The organism is Mycobacterium branderi, from assembly GCF_010728725.1.
Classification (GTDB): domain Bacteria; phylum Actinomycetota; class Actinomycetes; order Mycobacteriales; family Mycobacteriaceae; genus Mycobacterium; species Mycobacterium branderi.
In genome coordinates this window covers 2,712,222-2,727,733 of sequence record NZ_AP022606.1, presented here as the reverse complement: position 1 = coordinate 2,727,733, position 15,512 = coordinate 2,712,222, and the positions used below count along the sequence as shown (strand labels likewise).

Below are 15,512 nucleotides of genomic sequence, written 5' to 3'. Positions count from 1 at the left end.
TATGGCTGTGTTAACGGATGAGCAAGTAGACGCCGCACTGCCCGAACTCAATGGTTGGAAGCGCGAGGACGGCGCGCTGCGCCGGTCGATCAAGTTCCCGTCGTTTATGGCCGGTATCGACGCCGTGCGCCGGGTCGCCGAGCACGCCGAAGCCAAGGATCATCACCCTGATATCGATATCCGTTGGCGGACAGTGACTTTCGCGTTAGTAACGCATTCGGCTGGTGGCATCACGCAAAACGACATCGACATGGCGCGCGATATCAACGGGATCATCGGCTAGTCCGGCGTCCGGTTGTTGCGATCCAGGCCAGGGTCGCCAGCGTCGCGACGATGTACACCAGCCCGGCCCAGGCCAGATACCACGGCCGGTCGCTCTGCCAGATGGTCGGCTGCGCGAAGCTGAGCAACCACGGGACACCGATAAGGGTGAGCACCAGCCAGCCCCACCCGAGGACGCGGGCACCGCGAAGCGCGCACAGCGGGCCATGGATCAGCCAGATCATCAAGGGCACCAACCACACCCAGTGATGGGTCCAGGAAATCGGCGAGAGCAACAGGCCGAACAACTCGACCACCAGCAGCTGACCGAGCCGGTCGTTGTTCAGCGCGCGCCAGGCAAGGACAGCCAGCAACGCGGTGACGGCGATCCCGGCCAGCACCAGCGGGCCGTAGCCGGCGTCGTGGCCGACGATCCGGGAGATCCCCCCGCGCCAGGACTGGTTGAACGACGTTCCGATCGGCCCGACGCGTTTGGTGTCCCGCAATAGGTCGATGAAGTAATAGCGAACCTGGTCGCCGACGACCAGCGCCGACACCGCGACCGTGCCGAGGAAGACGACGGCCGAGAACACCGCGGCGCCCCACCGCCGGACGCCGACGAAATACAGGCCGGTGATCGCCGGCGTCAGCTTCACCCCGGCGGCAGTGCCGACCAGCAACCCGGACAACCACCATCGGGTGGTGTAGACCGCGTACAGCCCGGCCAACACCAACAGCACGTTGACCTGCCCGTAGTCGAAGGTGCTGCGCAGCGGCTCGATCCAGATCGCCACGGCCGTCCAGAGCATCGCGACCCGATGGCCTTCGCCGGCCGCCACGCCCAGCAGTCGCTGGCTGACACGCACGACGCCATACAGCGCGGCCATCGTCCCGACCTGCCAGCACAACGCGACCAAGCCGAACGGCAGCAGGTGCAGCGGGTAGAACACCACCGCCGCGAACGGTGGATACGTGAACGGCAGCGGGAAATCCGGCGTCTGGTCGGCGTAGACGTAGTTGTACAGCGTGCCGGGATGGTCGATGGCGGCGGCGCCGCCGATGTAGACGTGCAGGTCGACGAAGTTGGCGCCGTTGGGAGTCAAGTACGTCCAAGCCAGCCGGGCGGCGACCGACAGCGCCAGCAGCAGCGGCCCGGCGGCGTTCGGCGCAATCGCCCGCCGACGGGTGGTCGGTGCCGCCGGGGCGGCGGAGGTCGTGTCTACCTGCCCGACTGTAGCGAGGCTTCGGTGGCGACGGCTCCGCTCGCCGCGGCGGGTCACCTTCACCGCTCGGTGCCGTAACGATCGAATAACCGCCACACGTGTCACTTGAGTCACTCTGGCATCACGCGAACTATCAGCCGCGGATGTGTCGTCGAGAACCAGGGAGAGTCATGCCAACCATTTGGACACTGTTACGTGCCGGCGCCGTCGTCGTCGGTTCGTCGGCCGCGTTGTTGACCGGCGGGATCGCCCATGCCGACCCGGCGCCGGTGCCGGTTCCCGACATCGGGCAACAGCTCGTCGGCACGGCGGCCAACGCCCCGCAAATGCTGCAAAGCGTCGCTTCAGCGCTCGGGGCTCAGCCGCCCACGCCGCCGCCGCTGGCCAGCGCCGGCATCCAGGTGCCGCAGCCTCCGACGGGATCGGTACCAGGCGCAAGTTCCGTTCCCGGGGCCAGCTCGCTCATCCCGGGCGCAAACTCGCTGGTTCCCGGTGCGACAACTCCCGTTTCGGGTACGACCACGCCGGGGACAACCGGGCTCCCGGGACTTACGCCCGCCGTTCCGGCGACCGCACCGGCGACGGGACCCGCGCAGATGATGCCGCAGGCGCAACTCAACCTGCCGCAGGTGCCGTTCAGCCCGGTGCCGCTGCCGCAGCACCTGTCGCTGCCCGGCGACCTGGCGTCGCTGGCCCCGGGCGGTGTTCCGGTGCCGCGGGGCATCCAGCCGAGTACGACGGCGGTATCCGCACCGGGTATAGCGTCGGGCGCTTCCAGCAACCCGTTGCTGTTCCCGCTTTCCGCCCTGCCCTGACACCCACGGTCGGCCGGCCGACCCCATGTTGGCCGGCCGACCACAAACCATCGATCGGGAGAAACACCGTGGTACGCACTTGGAATCTGGTCAGTGGCATCGCTGTCGCAGCCGTCGCGTTCGGACTTTGCCCGAACGCTGCAGCAGACCCCGCAGCACCCCAGCCGTTGCCCGCCCAGCAGATGCCTGGGCTGCCGGCACTGACCCAGTTGAGCCCGATCATCCAGCAGGCCGCCGCCGACCCGCAGCAGGCCCAGCAGCTGTTGATGGCCGCCGCGTCGGCGTTCAGCCACAGTCCGACGGCGCCCGAAGCGTCGAAAAACGTTGCCTCGTCGGTGAATCAGTTCGTGCAGGACCCGACGGCGCACGTCCCGCCGGTCGGGGTGGAACCGGGCGCTCAAGCACACCTGCCGACGGGTATCGACCCCGCGCATGCCGCCGGCCCCGCACCCGAGGCGGCGCCGGCCCCGACGCCGGCTGTCACGCCGGTCGCCGCACCTGTGCCGGCTCCGGCTCCGCCCGCTCCGTCGGCTGCCCCCACCTACAACCCGGACACGCCGCCCACGCAGGACTTCATGTACCCCTCGATCGGGACGGGCTGCGCGGCCGACGGCGGTAACGTCATCGCGACCGCCCTTTCGGTCGCCGGGCCGGCCAAGATTCCGGCCCCCGGGCCTCAGCCCGGCCAGACCGCCTACGTGTTCACGGCCGTCGGCACCCCCGGGCCGGCCGACGTGCAGAAGCTGCCGTTGAACGTCACGTGGGTGAACCTGACCACCGGGAAGTCGGGCAGCGCCACGCTCAAGCCGCAGCCGGACATCAACCCCGACGGGCCGACGACGTTGACCGCCATCGCCGACACCGGTTCGGGCAGCATCATGTCGACGATCTTCGGTCAGGTCACCACCAAGGACAAGCAGTGCCAGTTCATGCCCACCATCGGTTCGACGGTGGTGCCCTAACCGCATAATGCCGGGTGGCTACTTCTGACACGCTTTTCACCCTCTCGCGTGCCATAACTAGCCACTCGGCGCGCTATTAGTAGGCCATGAACAGTATGGCGTCGCGGTCGTACTCCAGACCGGGATGAACGCTGGCCAGGTGCGCCTGGGTCAGTTCGACCAGTTCGTCTTCGTCCTTGCCGACGATGGCCTCTCCGCACGGACACGTCAGGTGTGTCTTCACTTCGCCGCCTTTCCCTTCATCTGCTTCTTGTAGGACCGAACCTGCTCCAGCGAACCGGCGTCGACGATGTCGGCGACCGACATGTGGCTGCCCGCCTTGCCGTAGTCGCCGGCCGCTTCCCGCCAGCCGGGCGGTGTCACGCCGTACTGCTTGCCGAGCAGCGCTAGGAAGATGCGCGCCTTCTGCTCGCCGAATCCTGGTAAGCCCTTGAGCCGTCGCAGCAGCTCCGCTCCATCGGGGTCGCCGGCGGTCCACAGCGCGGCCGCGTCACCGCTGTAGCGGTCGACGATGATCTGCGCCAGGGCCTGGATGCGTTTGGCCATCGATCCCGGAAAGCGGTGCACCGCAGGCTTTTCCGAACACAATGCGGCGAACTTGTCCGGGTCGTAGTCGGCAATATCGGCGGCGTCGAACCCGCCCATCCGGTCGGCAATCTTCTTCGGGCCCGCGAACGCGGTTTCCATCGGCACCTGCTGGTCGAGCAGCATGCCGACCAATAGTGCGAACGGATTCTGAGACAGCAGCTTGTCTGCTTCTGGCTCCAGCGCCAGGCAGAGATTCACCGGCAACGGCCGCTCCTTTCACCGTGGTCTACTCAACACACAGGACCACCCCACCCGCAAGGCCAAACTTTCGGCGCGTTTATCAGCTGCTCCTGCGCCAACAGATTGGTGACCAATCGCAAGTGATGCTCTGGCTACGATTTTGGAGTGACACAGGAGCCGCTGGCAGTCGACACCGAGAGGTTGACCGCTGCGGCTAAACAGTTGCTGGGTGCGGCGAATGAAATACCGACACCCCCAACGCCGCAGGGCGTTACCGGTAGCGATCCGCTCTCGCAGGCCATCGCAGCGCAGGCAAGCAAGGTCGAGGCTCCAGTATCCGAGGGCTTGCCGGGCGTCCAAAAGGAAGCGGCTCGAACCGCCGAGAATGTGGGGAAAGCAGCCAAAGCATACGAGGATACCGATAAACGGCTTGCCGACGACATCAAAAAGCGCACGTTCCCGAAGGCGGACGACACCGTCCGGGCGACTGGCTTCGGGACGAAGCCGGAACGGCCGACTTTGCCCGATGAGCGCCACCGGCGATGTCACGCAGACAAGCAGCTGCCGGGCTCAAAGATGTAAATGCAAGGATCGAGGAGCACAACGCCGAAATACCTTATATTTCGACGCTGCCGCCCAATGATCCACGGAGAGCCGATTTTGCCTATGAGACTAAGCGGCTTAACGACGAGAAACAGCAATACCTAGCCGTATTACCTCCGCAGCATCCACCCGCGAACGTTGTTGGTCCGGGTGGAACCAATCTGCCAGGAGTTCCGCCCGGGTTGGTTTCGCAGCTCCCAGCAGATAGTGGAGAGGGTTGGATATACCCCGTTCCACCAGGGGCAACCAGGAATTGATCCCCGTGTCGTATCCATTCGCGTGATGGAGCCGACGAGCTTATACCCGAACGGGTATGTGACGTATATGAATGGAATAGGTCAAGAAGTGGACCCGTTCACCGGGAGGACAGTCCCGCCTTCGAACCCGTACGCCCACATACCATTACCAAACCGATGATAGGATCGACAGCGTGAGTCATTATTCGATCAACGAACTCTACGAGTTCGCCCCTAAGGTTGAATTACGGGCATCCTCGCGACTAAATCCTCTGACCGAAGAGGGAGCCCTTAACGAGGCCGAATTTATCGACATGCGCCTCTCGCCGCAGCGCTCACGAGCCGGAGTCCTCCTTGATATTCGTGGAATCGGTTTTGAGGGGTCGAATACCGCCCTCTTGGTTTTAACAGGTGTTGGCAAGGCGGGTTGGACTAGCGATGACACCCGACAGCATCCGTGGTACGCACGCCGAGGCGATTGGACACCAACGACGTCTGTGTGGAACAAGCCAGCGCAACCATGGACGGCTGGTTCGCCCCTATGGGCACACGACGCCGTAGATGCTTCTCATGTAGCCACTGCCGCGCCCCCAATAGATAAACCCGCGAATAATAAACTGCCCGAATACATTGTCGGGTTTGGTTCGTTGGCGGTGTCAGCGCTGAGCGCCCAAATTTACCTTGGACATGTCGACGGATTAGGTGAAGCGCCACCAGATATGACTGAGCTATCCGATGCTGAGATTATAGCGGGATTCCCGCAATGGTCCTCGATAATGGAAGTGCGCGAGCATTACGTTTATCCGGCATGACGTCTCGATTCGCCGGCGAGTAGCTCCAGCTTCCAAGCCACAACGCCCCCGCGCGGGCCCGAAGATCAAATCAAAGAATGCAGGAAAGGAAGAACGGCACCCTCCCGAAAGAGGGTGCCGCCTTCTAGGCCTTAATTAGGCCGAATCGCGTGGAGGTAGCTGCATCAGGTAGTACGCAGTTAGGGCATCCGACTTGCTTGCGATTTCCTGCCGGCGGGTGACAGCCCGCGACCCGAAGCCCAGCAAGTCCACGACCAAGGCCAAGACGGTCGGTAGCGACGTGGCATTGCCTAGGCGCGTGATCAGGTTCCCGATATCGGCGCGCTGCTCCGCTCGATGGTTGAGGCTGCCGTCGCCCAGGATGCTAACCCATTGCAGCTCAAAGGTGTTCGTCCGCAACGGTAGTAACGGTGGACGTTAATCGTGCATTCTTTGATCTCGCGCCGAGATACCTGATGCGCCAGCGAGGCACCACACTTGCCGCACTTACCGATGCCGAGCATCGAGTTTACCGAGTTCGTCGGGGCGCGCTGATTGAGCTGCCGCTGCCGAGCAGCGTCTTGGATACGTACCGCGGGTCGCTTTGGTCGGCGTACGTGTGTGGGCCAGCGCGAAAAGCGTTGTGCGCTAACCGCTCTTGCGACGGAATTCCCGTCGGCTCTCCACCGGACCGTGGGCCCGTGACTGCTTGGCGCCGCCGTCCTTGTGCGCCGACCCGCCGGCCGACTTTGCGTTCTTGCGGTCCAGGGCTTCGCGGAACTTGCGTTTGGTGTCGTCCTCGGCCATAACTGGGAGCCTACGCGATCAGCGCATGCCCGGCGGCATGCCGTAGACGTGGTCGATGGGCATCGTCAGCAGCACCCGACGATCGGTGACCATCGCCTGGCGGTACTCGTCCCAGTCCGGGTGTTCGCCGGCGATGTTGCGGTACAAGGTGATCAGCCCCTCGACGGTGTCGTCGTCGGGTGCGGCCGCCTGCGGTGTCAGCTCCGCGGTGCCCTCGGCGACCGCATACGACCACCCGTCGTCGGAACTGACCAGCAGCGAGGCTCGTGGGTCGCGGCGCAGGTTGCGGGTCTTGGCCCGCGGCTCGGTGATCGAGACCTGCACAACGTTGCGCCGCGCGTCAAAGTAGTACTGCACGTTGGACAGCTGGGGACGCCCGTCGCGCTTGATGGTGGCCAGCACCCCGATCGAGTTCCCGGCGATCATGGCCAGCAACTTGTCGTCGAACACTTGGCGTCCCATGCCCAAAGCGTAGTCGCGCAACCGGGCGACGGTCCCCGATTCGGCTAGCATCACCGCGTGAGCACTGTTCATCGTTGCCGCTGCACGCTTTTCGGGAGCCGCGCATGACGCGGTATGCGGCGTTTCTGCGCGGGGTCAACGTCGGAGGGGTCAACCTCAAGATGGCCCAGGTGGCGAAGGCGCTGACCGATGCCGGGCTGGCGAATGTTCGCACGATCCTGGCCAGCGGCAACGTCCTGCTGGAGTCGGACAAGGACGCCGAGGCGGTGCGTGCGACGGCCGAAAGCGCGCTGCGGAAGAGGTTCGGCTACGACGCGTGGGTGCTGGTCTACGACGCCGACACCGTGCGCGCCATCATCGATGCCTACCCCTTCGAACCAGAAGTGGAAGGACACCACTCCTACGTCACGCTGGTCGCCGAACCCGACGTGCTCGACGAGCTGGCCGCGCTGCCGGCCGAGCCGACCGAGAAGATCGCCCGCGGCGACGGCGTCATCTACTGGCAGGTCCCCAAGGGCGACACCTTAGACAGCACCATCGGCAAGACGATGGGCAAAAAGCGCTACAAGTCGTCGACCACCACCCGCAACCTGCGCACGCTGGCCAAAACCGTTTTGCGGTGACCCGCGGCAGGTAGGGTCAGCGTCGATGAGCCTCGCCAAGCTAACCCCTTCCCTCACCGGTGTTTCCGAGACCGCGCTTCTGACGCTGCACGCACGCGCCGGGGAGGCTCGCCGCGCCGACGCCGTCATTGACGACCCGCTGGCCGTCTCGCTGGCAGATGCGATCGACTGCGACTTCGCCAAGTTCGGCCGGCCCCACCAGGGCATGGCGCTGCGCGCATTGGCCTTCGACATCCACACTCGCAGCTATCTGGAGAAGCATCCGTCGGCCACGGTGGTGGCGCTGGCCGAGGGCTTGCAAACCAGTTTCTGGCGGTTGGACTCTGCCATCCCGGATGGGCAGTTCCGTTGGCTGACAGTTGATTTGCCGCCAGTGGTCGACCTTCGCGCGCGGCTGCTGCCGCAATCATCCCGGATATCGGTGTGCGCCCAGTCGGCGCTGGACTACAGCTGGGCAGACCACGTGGACGGGTCCGGCGGGGTGTTCGTCACCGCCGAGGGCCTGCTGATGTACCTGCAACCCGAGGAGGCGCTGGGTCTTATCGGAGAGTGCGCCAAGAGGTTTCCCGGCGGCCAAATGCTGTTCGACCTGCCGGCGACGGCGTTCTCATGGTTTAGCCGGCGCGGGCATTGGAGCTCGTGGCACTACAAGATGCCGCCGATGCCGTTCAACATGTCGGTCGCAGAGGCCGCGGAACTGGTCAACAGGGTGCCCGGAGTGCGTGCAGTGCGCGACGTGCATGTGCCGCCGGGCCGCGGACGGGTGTTCAACTCGCTGCTCTCGATGACCTACCGGATCCGCCCCCTGGCATCAGTGCGTCCCACGCTGACGCTGCTGGACTTCGGCTAATCGTCGAACGCGGCGTCAAGGTAGCGCAGCGCTTCATCCTTGCTTAGTCCGAGCCCGCGTGCCACGTCGGCGTAAGCGTTGGCCGCGGCGGCCATCGCGCTATCCGACGGGTCGGCACGGGCGACGAATGTGCCGAAGCGCCCGCGGGTTTCGACGACTCCGGCGGCTTCCAGCTCACGGTAGGTGCGAGCCACGGTGTTGACGGCCAGGCCGAGCTCGCCCGCCAGTTCACGCACGGTGGGCAGTCTGGTGCCGGGCGGTAACGTGCCGGTTCGGATCGCCTCGATGATTTGCGTCCTGATCTGGTCGAACAACGGCCGGCCCGCTTGCTCGTCGATCCGAAACTGCACGATGCCCAGTATCGCGCAGTACGCCGGCCCGACGGCGCCGACCGGCAGCGCGGGGTTACCCGAGCTTGCGATCGCCACCCGCAGCGCTCGGTTACCCGAGCTTGCGATCGCCGCTATGTTGGGGGGGTGCGAGTAACGGTGCTCAGCGGGGCGGGAATCTCCGCCGAGAGCGGCGTGCCGACGTTTCGCGACGACAAGAACGGGCTGTGGGCCAAGTTCGACCCCTATGAGCTGTCCAGCACGCAGGGCTGGCTACAAAATCCCGAGCGGGTCTGGGGATGGTATTTGTGGCGGCATTACCTGGTGAGCCGCGTCGAACCCAACGCCGGACATCGCGCCGTCGCTGCCTGGCAGGACCACGCCGAGGTCACCGTCGTCACCCAAAACGTCGATGATCTGCACGAACGCGCCGGCAGTAAGCCAGTCCACCACCTGCATGGCAGTCTGTTCGAATTCCGTTGCGCCGCTTGTGGACAGCCCTACACCGGGGTACTTCCCGAGATGCCCGAGCCGGCCCTGGAAGTCGAGCCGCCGACCTGCTCCTGTGGCGGGCTGATCCGGCCCGACATCGTGTGGTTCGGTGAGCCGCTGCCTGACGAACCGTGGCAGCGGGCAGTCGAGGCGACCGCAGCCGCCGATGTGCTGGTCGTGGTGGGCACCTCCGGCATCGTCTACCCGGCCGCCGGCTTGCCGGACGTGGCGCTGGCCCGCGGCGCGGTCGTCATCGAGGTCAATCCGGAGCCGACGCCGCTGTCGCCCAGCGCCACGCTCACCGTGCGGGAATCCGCCAGCAAGGCATTGCCGACGCTGCTGCAGCGTCTGTCGGCCCTGCTCGACTAGTTAAGGCCGTCGCGCGCGGCCCAGCGCGAACTCCGCTACCGGCAGCGGCACCCACGCCGGAAACGTCGCCTCCCGGCGAGCGTCGTCCACCTCGAACCCGGCGCCGACGATCGCCCGCTCGGTGTCGCGGTGGGTGTGACAGTTCCCCAGCAGCCGCGGCCAGAACGTCGCGTCGGCCAGCCGCTGCAGGCCGCCGCGCCACCCATCGCTGGCCACATGCTCGAGATACCGCAGCTGCCCGCCGGGGCGAAGCCGCGAATGTAGTTGCCGCAGAACCGAATCGGGGTCGCCCACTGAGCACAGCACCAGCGAGCACACCACGGCATCGAACGGCTCGTCCGCGGCGAAGTCCTCCACCGTCGCGTCGGTGACCTGGACCGGCACGGGCGCCTCGGCCGCTGCGGCGCGGGCTCGCTCGGCCAGTCGAGGTTCAGGCTCGACGGCCACCACCTGTTCGACGGATTCGGGGTAGAACGCGAAATTGGTCCCCACGCCGGCACCGACCTCCAGGACCCGGCCCGACAATCCCGCCAGGTTCTCTCGCCGCAACGCGCGGATCTGCTCGGTTTCGTGCGCGGCGATGGTGGGCCAGATCCGGGCGAAGAACGGGTTGTCGACCGTCGTCGCTGATGTCATCTACCTGAGCCCTCCGAACGTCTCTCCGGCATCAGCCACTCCAGCGTCTGCTGCGGCGTGGCGTCTGCTCCGACCAGTCCCGCCACGATATGCCCGCACGACACCGCGCGCATCACCCGGTCGGCAAACGCCTCCACATCACCGAACGGCAGATGCGGCTTGGCGATCAGCAGTGCCACCACGCCGTGCGCGGCGCTCCACAGTTGCAGGGCAACCGCGGTCGGATCGCCGGGCGGGTAGATGCCCTCGTCCATCAAGGTCTGCACCGTGCCGCAGATGTGTTCGAAAGCCGAACTGCGCAGCGCGACGTCGACGTCGCTTCCCGACCGCCACTCGCCCATGGTGGCGATCCGGTACAACCCCGGCGTCTGGAGGGCGAATCGGACATAGGCCAGCCCCTGCGCCCGCAGCACGTCGGCGGTGGACGGCTGCCCCACCGCCACCTGCTGCATCTCCAGATCCAGCTTGGCGAAGTACCGCGCGCACACCGCATCCAGCAGCGCGTCCTTGTCCTCGAAATGCAAATAGATCGACGGCGACGTCACGCCGACGCGCTGGGCCACCGCGCGGATCGACACCGCCTTGGCTTGCCCGGTTTCCAGTAGCAGCTCAGTCGTCGCGTCCAGGATTTCCTCGCGAAGCCGATCGCCCGAACCACGGCGCGCCCGGCGGCGTCGAACATCGGCCACGCTAACCATTTTCGGTCACCGACGCGTGATCGGTATGACGTACGGCCGGCCCGGCCAGTGGCAGAGCGCTTCGGCGGTGCCGCCCCGCGCCAGATGGCAACGTCGCGGTAGCGGCCTCGCTGATCCCGAACCGCTCATGCAGCCACCCCAACGGTTTTGGCGCCCACCAGCTCATGCGTCCCAGCACATGCATGAACGCCGGCACCAGCATCATCCGCACCAGGGTGGCATCCACCAGCACGGCGAGTGTGAGCCCGATGCCGAACATCCGCATGAACGACACCTGCGCGGCGATCAGCGCCGCAAACGATATCGACATCACCAGCGCCGCGGCGGTGATCACCCGGCCGGTGCGAGCCAGGCCCAGCGCGACGCTGTTGTCGTTGGCGGCCCGGGTACGCGGTGAAGCCAGCCAGTATTCGCGAATCCGGGAGACCAGGAACACCTCGTAGTCCATCGACAACCCGAACGCGATGCAGAACAGCAGCACCGGCATGTTGGCCTCCAACGTGCCGCTTGACGTTGTGCCCAGCGCGCCGAGGTGGCCGTCCTGGAAGATCCAGACCAGTGCACCGAACGCCGCCGTCAGCGATAACACGTTGAGCACCAACGCTTTCAGCGGCAACACCACGCTGCCGGTCAGCAAGAACAACAGGACGAAGGTGATCGCCGCGATCAGCCCGAGCACCAGCGGAAGCCGTGTCATGATCGCGGCCACGCTGTCGCGGTTGATCTGCGCGAGCCCGGCCATTTCGACGGATCGCCCAGCGGGGCCGGGCACTTGGTGTAACCGGTCGAGCTGGGTGGCGGAAGCCTGCGAGAACAACGGCGCGGTGCTGGCGACCGTCAAAAACGCGCTGCCGTCGGCGATCCCCGTGGGCGCGGCGGGCGGACCGGTCAGTTTCCCGGACACGAAGGTCCCGGTCGGCGCGGTCACCGCCGACACGTCGGGCACCCGCGACAGGTCGGCGGCATAGCGGTCGAGTTCGGCGGGAGACAAGCCATGCGCGTCGGGTACGACGACGGGCACCGCGGTCGCCGAGTCGTCGGCGAAGTCGGTGCGTAACTGGTCACCGACCTCGTGCGCCGACGCCGAGCGCGGGAGCACGCGGTCGTCGGGCGAGCCGAACTTCACCCCGAGGAATGGGACGCCGAACAGCAGCAGCAGCGCGACGACGGCCAGACCGATCGGCACGGCCCGGCGCATCACGTATTTGGTGCTGCGGTACCAGAAGAGCTGATCCACCGGTTTGCGCGCAGGGGCCGGCCGACGCAGCACACCACGCACCAGCCGGCGCACGTCCAGCGAATCGAGCCGCGGCCCCAGCAGCACGATGGCCGCCGGGGTCACGACGATCGCCGCGGCCGCCACCAGCGCGACGGTGGCCACGCCGGCGTAGGCGAACGACTTCAAAAAGTAGCCGGGGAACAACACCATCACCGCCATCGACAACGCGACGGTGGTCGCCGAGAACAGCACCGTGCGTCCCGCGGTGGCCATGGTCCGGATCAGCGCCGCGTCGCGCGGGGTCCCATCGGCCAGCTCGTCGCGGGAGCGGCTGATGATCAGCAACGTGTAGTCGATGGCCAGCGCCAGGCCCATCGCGGTACTCAGGTTGAGCGCGAAGATCGACACGTCGGTGCTGAACGTGATCAGGCGCAGTACCGACATGGAGCCGACGATGGCAAGCGCGCCCAGCGCCATCGGCAGCGCCGCCGCAAGTAGCCCACCGAACACCCAGACGAGCACCAAGAAACTCAGCGGAATAGCGATCGACTCCATCAGCAGTAGATCGCGCTCGTTTTGCTCGTTGATCTGGGCGTACACCATGGCCACTCCGCCGGCGCGCACGCTGACGCCGTCGCGGTCGTGGACGACTTGCTCCGACAGCGTCTTGGCGTACTTCTGGGCGTTGTTTTCGCCGCCCTTGAGGTTGGCCACGATCAGGCCGGACTTGCCGTCGGTGCTGACCAGCCCCTCGGCGGCCGCCGGCGGCGACGTCCACGGTGAGGTCACGTTGAACACCAACGGCGACTGCTTGAGCTGCTCAACGATGTCGGTGCCGGCCCGGCGGGCACGTTCGCTGGCGGCACCGGCCGGCGTCGTGACCACCACCAACATCGTCTGGTCGCTCTGACCGAACTTATCGGTCAGCAGCTGAATCGCCCGCGACGACTCCGACGCCGGATCCTGAAATCCTCCCGCGGCAAGGCTATTAGCGACGGGGACGCCGAAGACCCCGGCCGCCACCAGCACGAGCGCTGCCACCGCGAGGATCTTTCCCGGCGCGGCGAGGGCCAGTCGAGCGGTTCGCTGCAGCATGCGCGCGTCCCCTCACCGGAAAATAGCTGCGGTAACTTATCGGCGATAAGTTGTGGGTACGACCTGGTCGCCCGGTGGTTAAGACGATGGGGCGCCCGGGATGGTTCACCGCAACGCCGACACGATCAGGACGTGGCGCCGAGCTTAGAGCTTGCACACCTGACAAATAAGCGTCATTCCGGATTTCCGGACAAAATGTCTACTCCCCGGACCAGCAGATGCGACCCTACCCGGCGGTAAGAATTGCCACGATTTTCCGAACCGTAACTCAACGATTCCTTAATGGTGACCCATACGCTCATGAACATGTGGATCGACGACTCAAGTGCCGACGTCATCAAGGTTGATTTCGAGGCTCTCTACCACGGCGACGTGTTGGTGGAAGGCGAGACCTCGGAGCAGCTCGACGAATGGCATCCGCTGCCCACAGCGAGCTGATCCGGACGCGGCTGTTACCGCGTCCGCGCTTTTGAGTTTGACCCCGCTCGATGTTCCTATTGCTTTGATCCCCGCTGAGGTTAGGCGGGGATCTTTTCTTCCTCGTCTTCGGCGACCATGTCGGCCAGCCGGCCGGTGATCAGGTCTTCGGCCTCGGCGACGATCCGCGCCACCAACTCCCCGACCGTCGGGATGTCGTTGATGAGGCCCATCGCCGTGCCCACCGACCAGATCCCGGCGTCGAGGTCGCCGTCGTCGAACACCTTGCGGCCCCGCACGCCGGCCACCAACTCCTGGACGTCGGCGAATTGGCCGCCGCGGTTCAGGATTTCGACGACCTCACGCGACACCACGTTGCTGGCCACCCGCGCGGTGTTGCGCAGCGGGCGGAAGATCAGCTCGGTGTCGCGCTCGTCGCCGGCCACGATGGCTTCCTTGACGTTCTGGTGGATGCACGACTCGACCGTGCACATGAACCGCGACCCCATGTTGATGCCGTCGGCGCCCAGCGCCAGCGCGGCGACCAGCCCGCGGGCGTCGGCGAAACCGCCGGACGCGATCATCGGGATGTCGATCTTGGCGGCGGCCGCCGGGATCAGCACAAGGCCGGGGATGTCGTCCTCGCCCGGATGTCCGGCGCATTCGAAGCCGTCGATGCTGATGCCGTCCACACCGAGGCTTTGCGCCTTGACCGCGTGCCGGACAGAGGTGCACTTGTGCAGCACCTTGATGCCGTTGTCGTGGAACATCGGCAGGTGCGGCGCCGGGTTGGAGCCAGCGGTTTCGACGATCTTGATGCCGGCGTCGACGATCACCTGACGGTACTCGTCGTACGGCGGCGGGTTGATCGTCGGCAGAGTGGTCAGGTTCACCCCGAACGGCTTGTCGGTGAGCTCGCGGGTCTTGGCGATCTCGGTGGCCAGGTCTTGCGGGGTGGGCTGCGTCAACGCTGTCAGGAAACCCAGTGCGCCCGAGTTCGCCACGGCCGCGACAAGTTCGGCGCGGCCGACCCACTGCATGCCGCCCTGCACAATGGGGTGCTCAACGCCGAACGCCTCGGTGAACTTCGTCGTCAGCATCAGCGCGGCGCCATCCGGATCGCGCCGTCCAGCCGGATCACCTCGCCGTTGAGCATCGGGTTCTCGACAATGTGCACGGCCAGCGCGCCGTACTCGTCGGGCTTGCCCAGCCGGCTGGGGTGCGGCACCTGCTTGCCCAGCGACTCCTTGGCGGGCTCGGGCAATCCGGCCAGCAGCGGGGTGTCGAACAGGCCCGGCGCAATCGTGACCACCCGGATGAGCTTGCTCGCCAGGTCACGGGCGATCGGCAGGGTCATGCCGACCACGCCGCCCTTGGACGCCGAGTAGGCCGCCTGACCGATCTGGCCGTCGAACGCCGCCACCGAGGCGGTGTTGATGATGACGCCGCGCTCCTCACCGACCGGCTCGGTCTTGGCGATCCGCTCGGCGCCCAGCCGCAGCACGTTGAAGGTTCCGATCAGGTTGATGTCGACGATCTTGCGGAACGCATCCAGCGGGAAGACGCCGTCCTTGCTCAGCACCCGGATCGCGTTGCCGGTGCCGGCGCAGTTGACCACGATGCGCAGCGGGCCCTGCGACTCGGCGATGTCGAGGGCGGTCGTGACGGCGGCTTCGTCGGTGACGTCGGCGGGCGCGAAGCGCGCGCGGTCGCCGAGCTCGCGCACGACTTCCTCACCCTTGAGGTCGAGCACAACCACCTGGGCGCCCGCGTCGAGCAGCCGCTTGGTGGTGGCCAGGCCCAGGCCCGACGCACCGCCGGTGACGAGTGCTACGGCGTCTTTGATCTCCACTCAG

20 protein-coding genes are annotated in these 15,512 nt (G+C 66.1%); 9 read left to right on the top strand and 11 right to left on the bottom strand.

Features of this window, described 5'->3' with window-relative positions:
- Position 1 precedes the first annotated feature (1 nt).
- A complete protein-coding gene (locus G6N47_RS14090) occupies positions 2–283 on the top strand; it encodes a 4a-hydroxytetrahydrobiopterin dehydratase (RefSeq protein ID WP_083132978.1) in 282 nt (93 codons plus the stop codon).
- Here the strand turns inward: G6N47_RS14090 and G6N47_RS14085 are convergent.
- Complete coding sequence (locus G6N47_RS14085) at positions 273–1,541, bottom strand: mannosyltransferase (protein WP_083133109.1); 1,269 nt, start codon at positions 1,539–1,541, stop codon at positions 273–275. The two genes, G6N47_RS14090 and G6N47_RS14085, sit on opposite strands and share 11 nt — an antisense overlap.
- 113 nt (positions 1,542–1,654) lie before the next feature.
- On the opposite strand from G6N47_RS14085, the gene G6N47_RS14080 reads away from it, so the two are divergent.
- Together G6N47_RS14080 and G6N47_RS14075 are read left to right on the top strand one after the other, a co-directional pair.
- The gene (locus G6N47_RS14080; RefSeq protein WP_083132979.1) at positions 1,655–2,299 is read left to right on the top strand and encodes a hypothetical protein; all 645 of its coding nucleotides are present in this window, start codon (positions 1,655–1,657) and stop codon (positions 2,297–2,299) included.
- A gap of 53 nt (positions 2,300–2,352) precedes the next feature.
- Complete coding sequence (locus G6N47_RS14075; RefSeq protein WP_139799622.1) at positions 2,353–3,261, top strand: Rv1157c family protein; 909 nt, start codon at positions 2,353–2,355, stop codon at positions 3,259–3,261.
- A gap of 76 nt (positions 3,262–3,337) precedes the next feature.
- On the opposite strand, the gene G6N47_RS14070 is transcribed toward G6N47_RS14075, so the two are convergent.
- A complete protein-coding gene (locus tag G6N47_RS14070; protein ID WP_007169078.1) occupies positions 3,338–3,484 on the bottom strand; it encodes a hypothetical protein in 147 nt (48 codons plus the stop codon).
- Positions 3,481–4,047: an HhH-GPD-type base excision DNA repair protein gene (locus G6N47_RS14065; protein WP_372517554.1), complete on the bottom strand. Its 567-nt coding sequence runs from the start codon at positions 4,045–4,047 to the stop codon at positions 3,481–3,483. The genes G6N47_RS14070 and G6N47_RS14065 overlap by 4 nt, the downstream gene beginning before the upstream one ends.
- Positions 4,048–4,194: 147 nt before the next feature.
- Between G6N47_RS14065 and G6N47_RS14060 the strand changes: the two genes are divergently transcribed.
- A complete protein-coding gene (locus G6N47_RS14060) occupies positions 4,195–4,611 on the top strand; it encodes a WXG100 family type VII secretion target (RefSeq protein ID WP_083132982.1) in 417 nt (138 codons plus the stop codon).
- Positions 4,612–5,062: 451 nt separating this feature from the next.
- Positions 5,063–5,680 (top strand): hypothetical protein, encoded by a 618-nt coding sequence (locus G6N47_RS14055; protein WP_139799616.1) that lies wholly within the window; start codon positions 5,063–5,065, stop codon positions 5,678–5,680.
- A 627-nt stretch (positions 5,681–6,307) separates the two neighbouring features.
- On the opposite strand, the gene G6N47_RS14050 is transcribed toward G6N47_RS14055, so the two are convergent.
- Together G6N47_RS14050 and G6N47_RS14045 are read right to left on the bottom strand one after the other, a co-directional pair.
- Positions 6,308–6,466 (bottom strand): DUF5302 domain-containing protein, encoded by a 159-nt coding sequence (locus G6N47_RS14050; protein WP_158089902.1) that lies wholly within the window; start codon positions 6,464–6,466, stop codon positions 6,308–6,310.
- 18 nt (positions 6,467–6,484) lie between these two features.
- Entirely contained in the window at positions 6,485–6,928 is a 444-nt protein-coding gene (locus G6N47_RS14045; RefSeq protein ID WP_083133110.1) for a PPOX class F420-dependent oxidoreductase, read from the bottom strand.
- A 104-nt stretch (positions 6,929–7,032) separates the two neighbouring features.
- On the opposite strand from G6N47_RS14045, the gene G6N47_RS14040 reads away from it, so the two are divergent.
- Entirely contained in the window at positions 7,033–7,551 is a 519-nt protein-coding gene (locus G6N47_RS14040) for a DUF1697 domain-containing protein (RefSeq protein ID WP_083132984.1), read from the top strand.
- A gap of 25 nt (positions 7,552–7,576) precedes the next feature.
- A complete protein-coding gene (locus G6N47_RS14035) occupies positions 7,577–8,401 on the top strand; it encodes a class I SAM-dependent methyltransferase (protein WP_083132985.1) in 825 nt (274 codons plus the stop codon).
- On the opposite strand, the gene G6N47_RS14030 is transcribed toward G6N47_RS14035, so the two are convergent.
- Positions 8,398–8,763: a GntR family transcriptional regulator gene (locus tag G6N47_RS14030; RefSeq protein WP_083133111.1), complete on the bottom strand. Its 366-nt coding sequence runs from the start codon at positions 8,761–8,763 to the stop codon at positions 8,398–8,400. The genes G6N47_RS14035 and G6N47_RS14030 overlap by 4 nt on opposite strands.
- Before the next feature lie 114 nt (positions 8,764–8,877).
- Here G6N47_RS14030 and G6N47_RS14025 point away from each other — a divergent pair, with 114 nt between their 5' ends.
- Positions 8,878–9,591, top strand: a complete 714-nt coding sequence (locus G6N47_RS14025; protein WP_083132986.1) for an NAD-dependent deacylase — start codon at positions 8,878–8,880, stop codon at positions 9,589–9,591.
- On the opposite strand, the gene G6N47_RS14020 is transcribed toward G6N47_RS14025, so the two are convergent.
- The 3 genes from G6N47_RS14020 to G6N47_RS14010 are packed head-to-tail and all read right to left on the bottom strand — an operon-like array spanning position 9,592 to position 13,239.
- Entirely contained in the window at positions 9,592–10,227 is a 636-nt protein-coding gene (locus G6N47_RS14020; RefSeq protein ID WP_083132987.1) for a class I SAM-dependent methyltransferase, read from the bottom strand.
- Positions 10,224–10,925, bottom strand: a complete 702-nt coding sequence (locus G6N47_RS14015) for a TetR/AcrR family transcriptional regulator (protein WP_083132988.1) — start codon at positions 10,923–10,925, stop codon at positions 10,224–10,226. The genes G6N47_RS14020 and G6N47_RS14015 overlap by 4 nt, the downstream gene beginning before the upstream one ends.
- The gene (locus G6N47_RS14010) at positions 10,918–13,239 is read right to left on the bottom strand and encodes an MMPL family transporter (protein WP_083132989.1); all 2,322 of its coding nucleotides are present in this window, start codon (positions 13,237–13,239) and stop codon (positions 10,918–10,920) included. The genes G6N47_RS14015 and G6N47_RS14010 overlap by 8 nt, the downstream gene beginning before the upstream one ends.
- A 306-nt stretch (positions 13,240–13,545) precedes the next feature.
- Between G6N47_RS14010 and G6N47_RS30070 the strand changes: the two genes are divergently transcribed.
- A complete protein-coding gene (locus G6N47_RS30070; protein WP_116373965.1) occupies positions 13,546–13,677 on the top strand; it encodes a hypothetical protein in 132 nt (43 codons plus the stop codon).
- An 80-nt stretch (positions 13,678–13,757) separates the two neighbouring features.
- On the opposite strand, the gene G6N47_RS14005 is transcribed toward G6N47_RS30070, so the two are convergent.
- Both G6N47_RS14005 and G6N47_RS14000 read right to left on the bottom strand, forming a co-directional pair.
- A complete protein-coding gene (locus G6N47_RS14005; protein WP_083132990.1) occupies positions 13,758–14,759 on the bottom strand; it encodes an NAD(P)H-dependent flavin oxidoreductase in 1,002 nt (333 codons plus the stop codon).
- Positions 14,756–15,508: a 3-hydroxyacyl-CoA dehydrogenase gene (locus G6N47_RS14000; protein ID WP_083132991.1), complete on the bottom strand. Its 753-nt coding sequence runs from the start codon at positions 15,506–15,508 to the stop codon at positions 14,756–14,758. Before G6N47_RS14000 ends, G6N47_RS14005 begins: the two co-directional genes overlap by 4 nt.
- Between the last annotated feature and the right edge of the window lie 4 nt (positions 15,509–15,512).

What these genes read in the sequence shown, in the direction of transcription:
- G6N47_RS14090 (WP_083132978.1), top strand. Translation starts at nt 2, where the DNA reads ATGGCTGTGTTAACGGATGAGCAAGTAGACGCCGCACTGCCCGAACTC.
- G6N47_RS14080 (WP_083132979.1), top strand. Translation starts at nt 1,655, where the DNA reads ATGCCAACCATTTGGACACTGTTACGTGCCGGCGCCGTCGTCGTCGGT.
- G6N47_RS14050 (WP_158089902.1), bottom strand. Translation starts at nt 6,466, where the DNA reads ATGGCCGAGGACGACACCAAACGCAAGTTCCGCGAAGCCCTGGACCGC.
- G6N47_RS14045 (WP_083133110.1), bottom strand. Translation starts at nt 6,928, where the DNA reads ATGGGACGCCAAGTGTTCGACGACAAGTTGCTGGCCATGATCGCCGGG.
- G6N47_RS14040 (WP_083132984.1), top strand. Translation starts at nt 7,033, where the DNA reads ATGACGCGGTATGCGGCGTTTCTGCGCGGGGTCAACGTCGGAGGGGTC.
- G6N47_RS14035 (WP_083132985.1), top strand. Translation starts at nt 7,577, where the DNA reads ATGAGCCTCGCCAAGCTAACCCCTTCCCTCACCGGTGTTTCCGAGACC.
- G6N47_RS14020 (WP_083132987.1), bottom strand. Translation starts at nt 10,227, where the DNA reads ATGACATCAGCGACGACGGTCGACAACCCGTTCTTCGCCCGGATCTGG.
- G6N47_RS14015 (WP_083132988.1), bottom strand. Translation starts at nt 10,925, where the DNA reads ATGGTTAGCGTGGCCGATGTTCGACGCCGCCGGGCGCGCCGTGGTTCG.
- G6N47_RS14010 (WP_083132989.1), bottom strand. Translation starts at nt 13,239, where the DNA reads ATGCTGCAGCGAACCGCTCGACTGGCCCTCGCCGCGCCGGGAAAGATC.
- G6N47_RS30070 (WP_116373965.1), top strand. Translation starts at nt 13,546, where the DNA reads ATGTGGATCGACGACTCAAGTGCCGACGTCATCAAGGTTGATTTCGAG.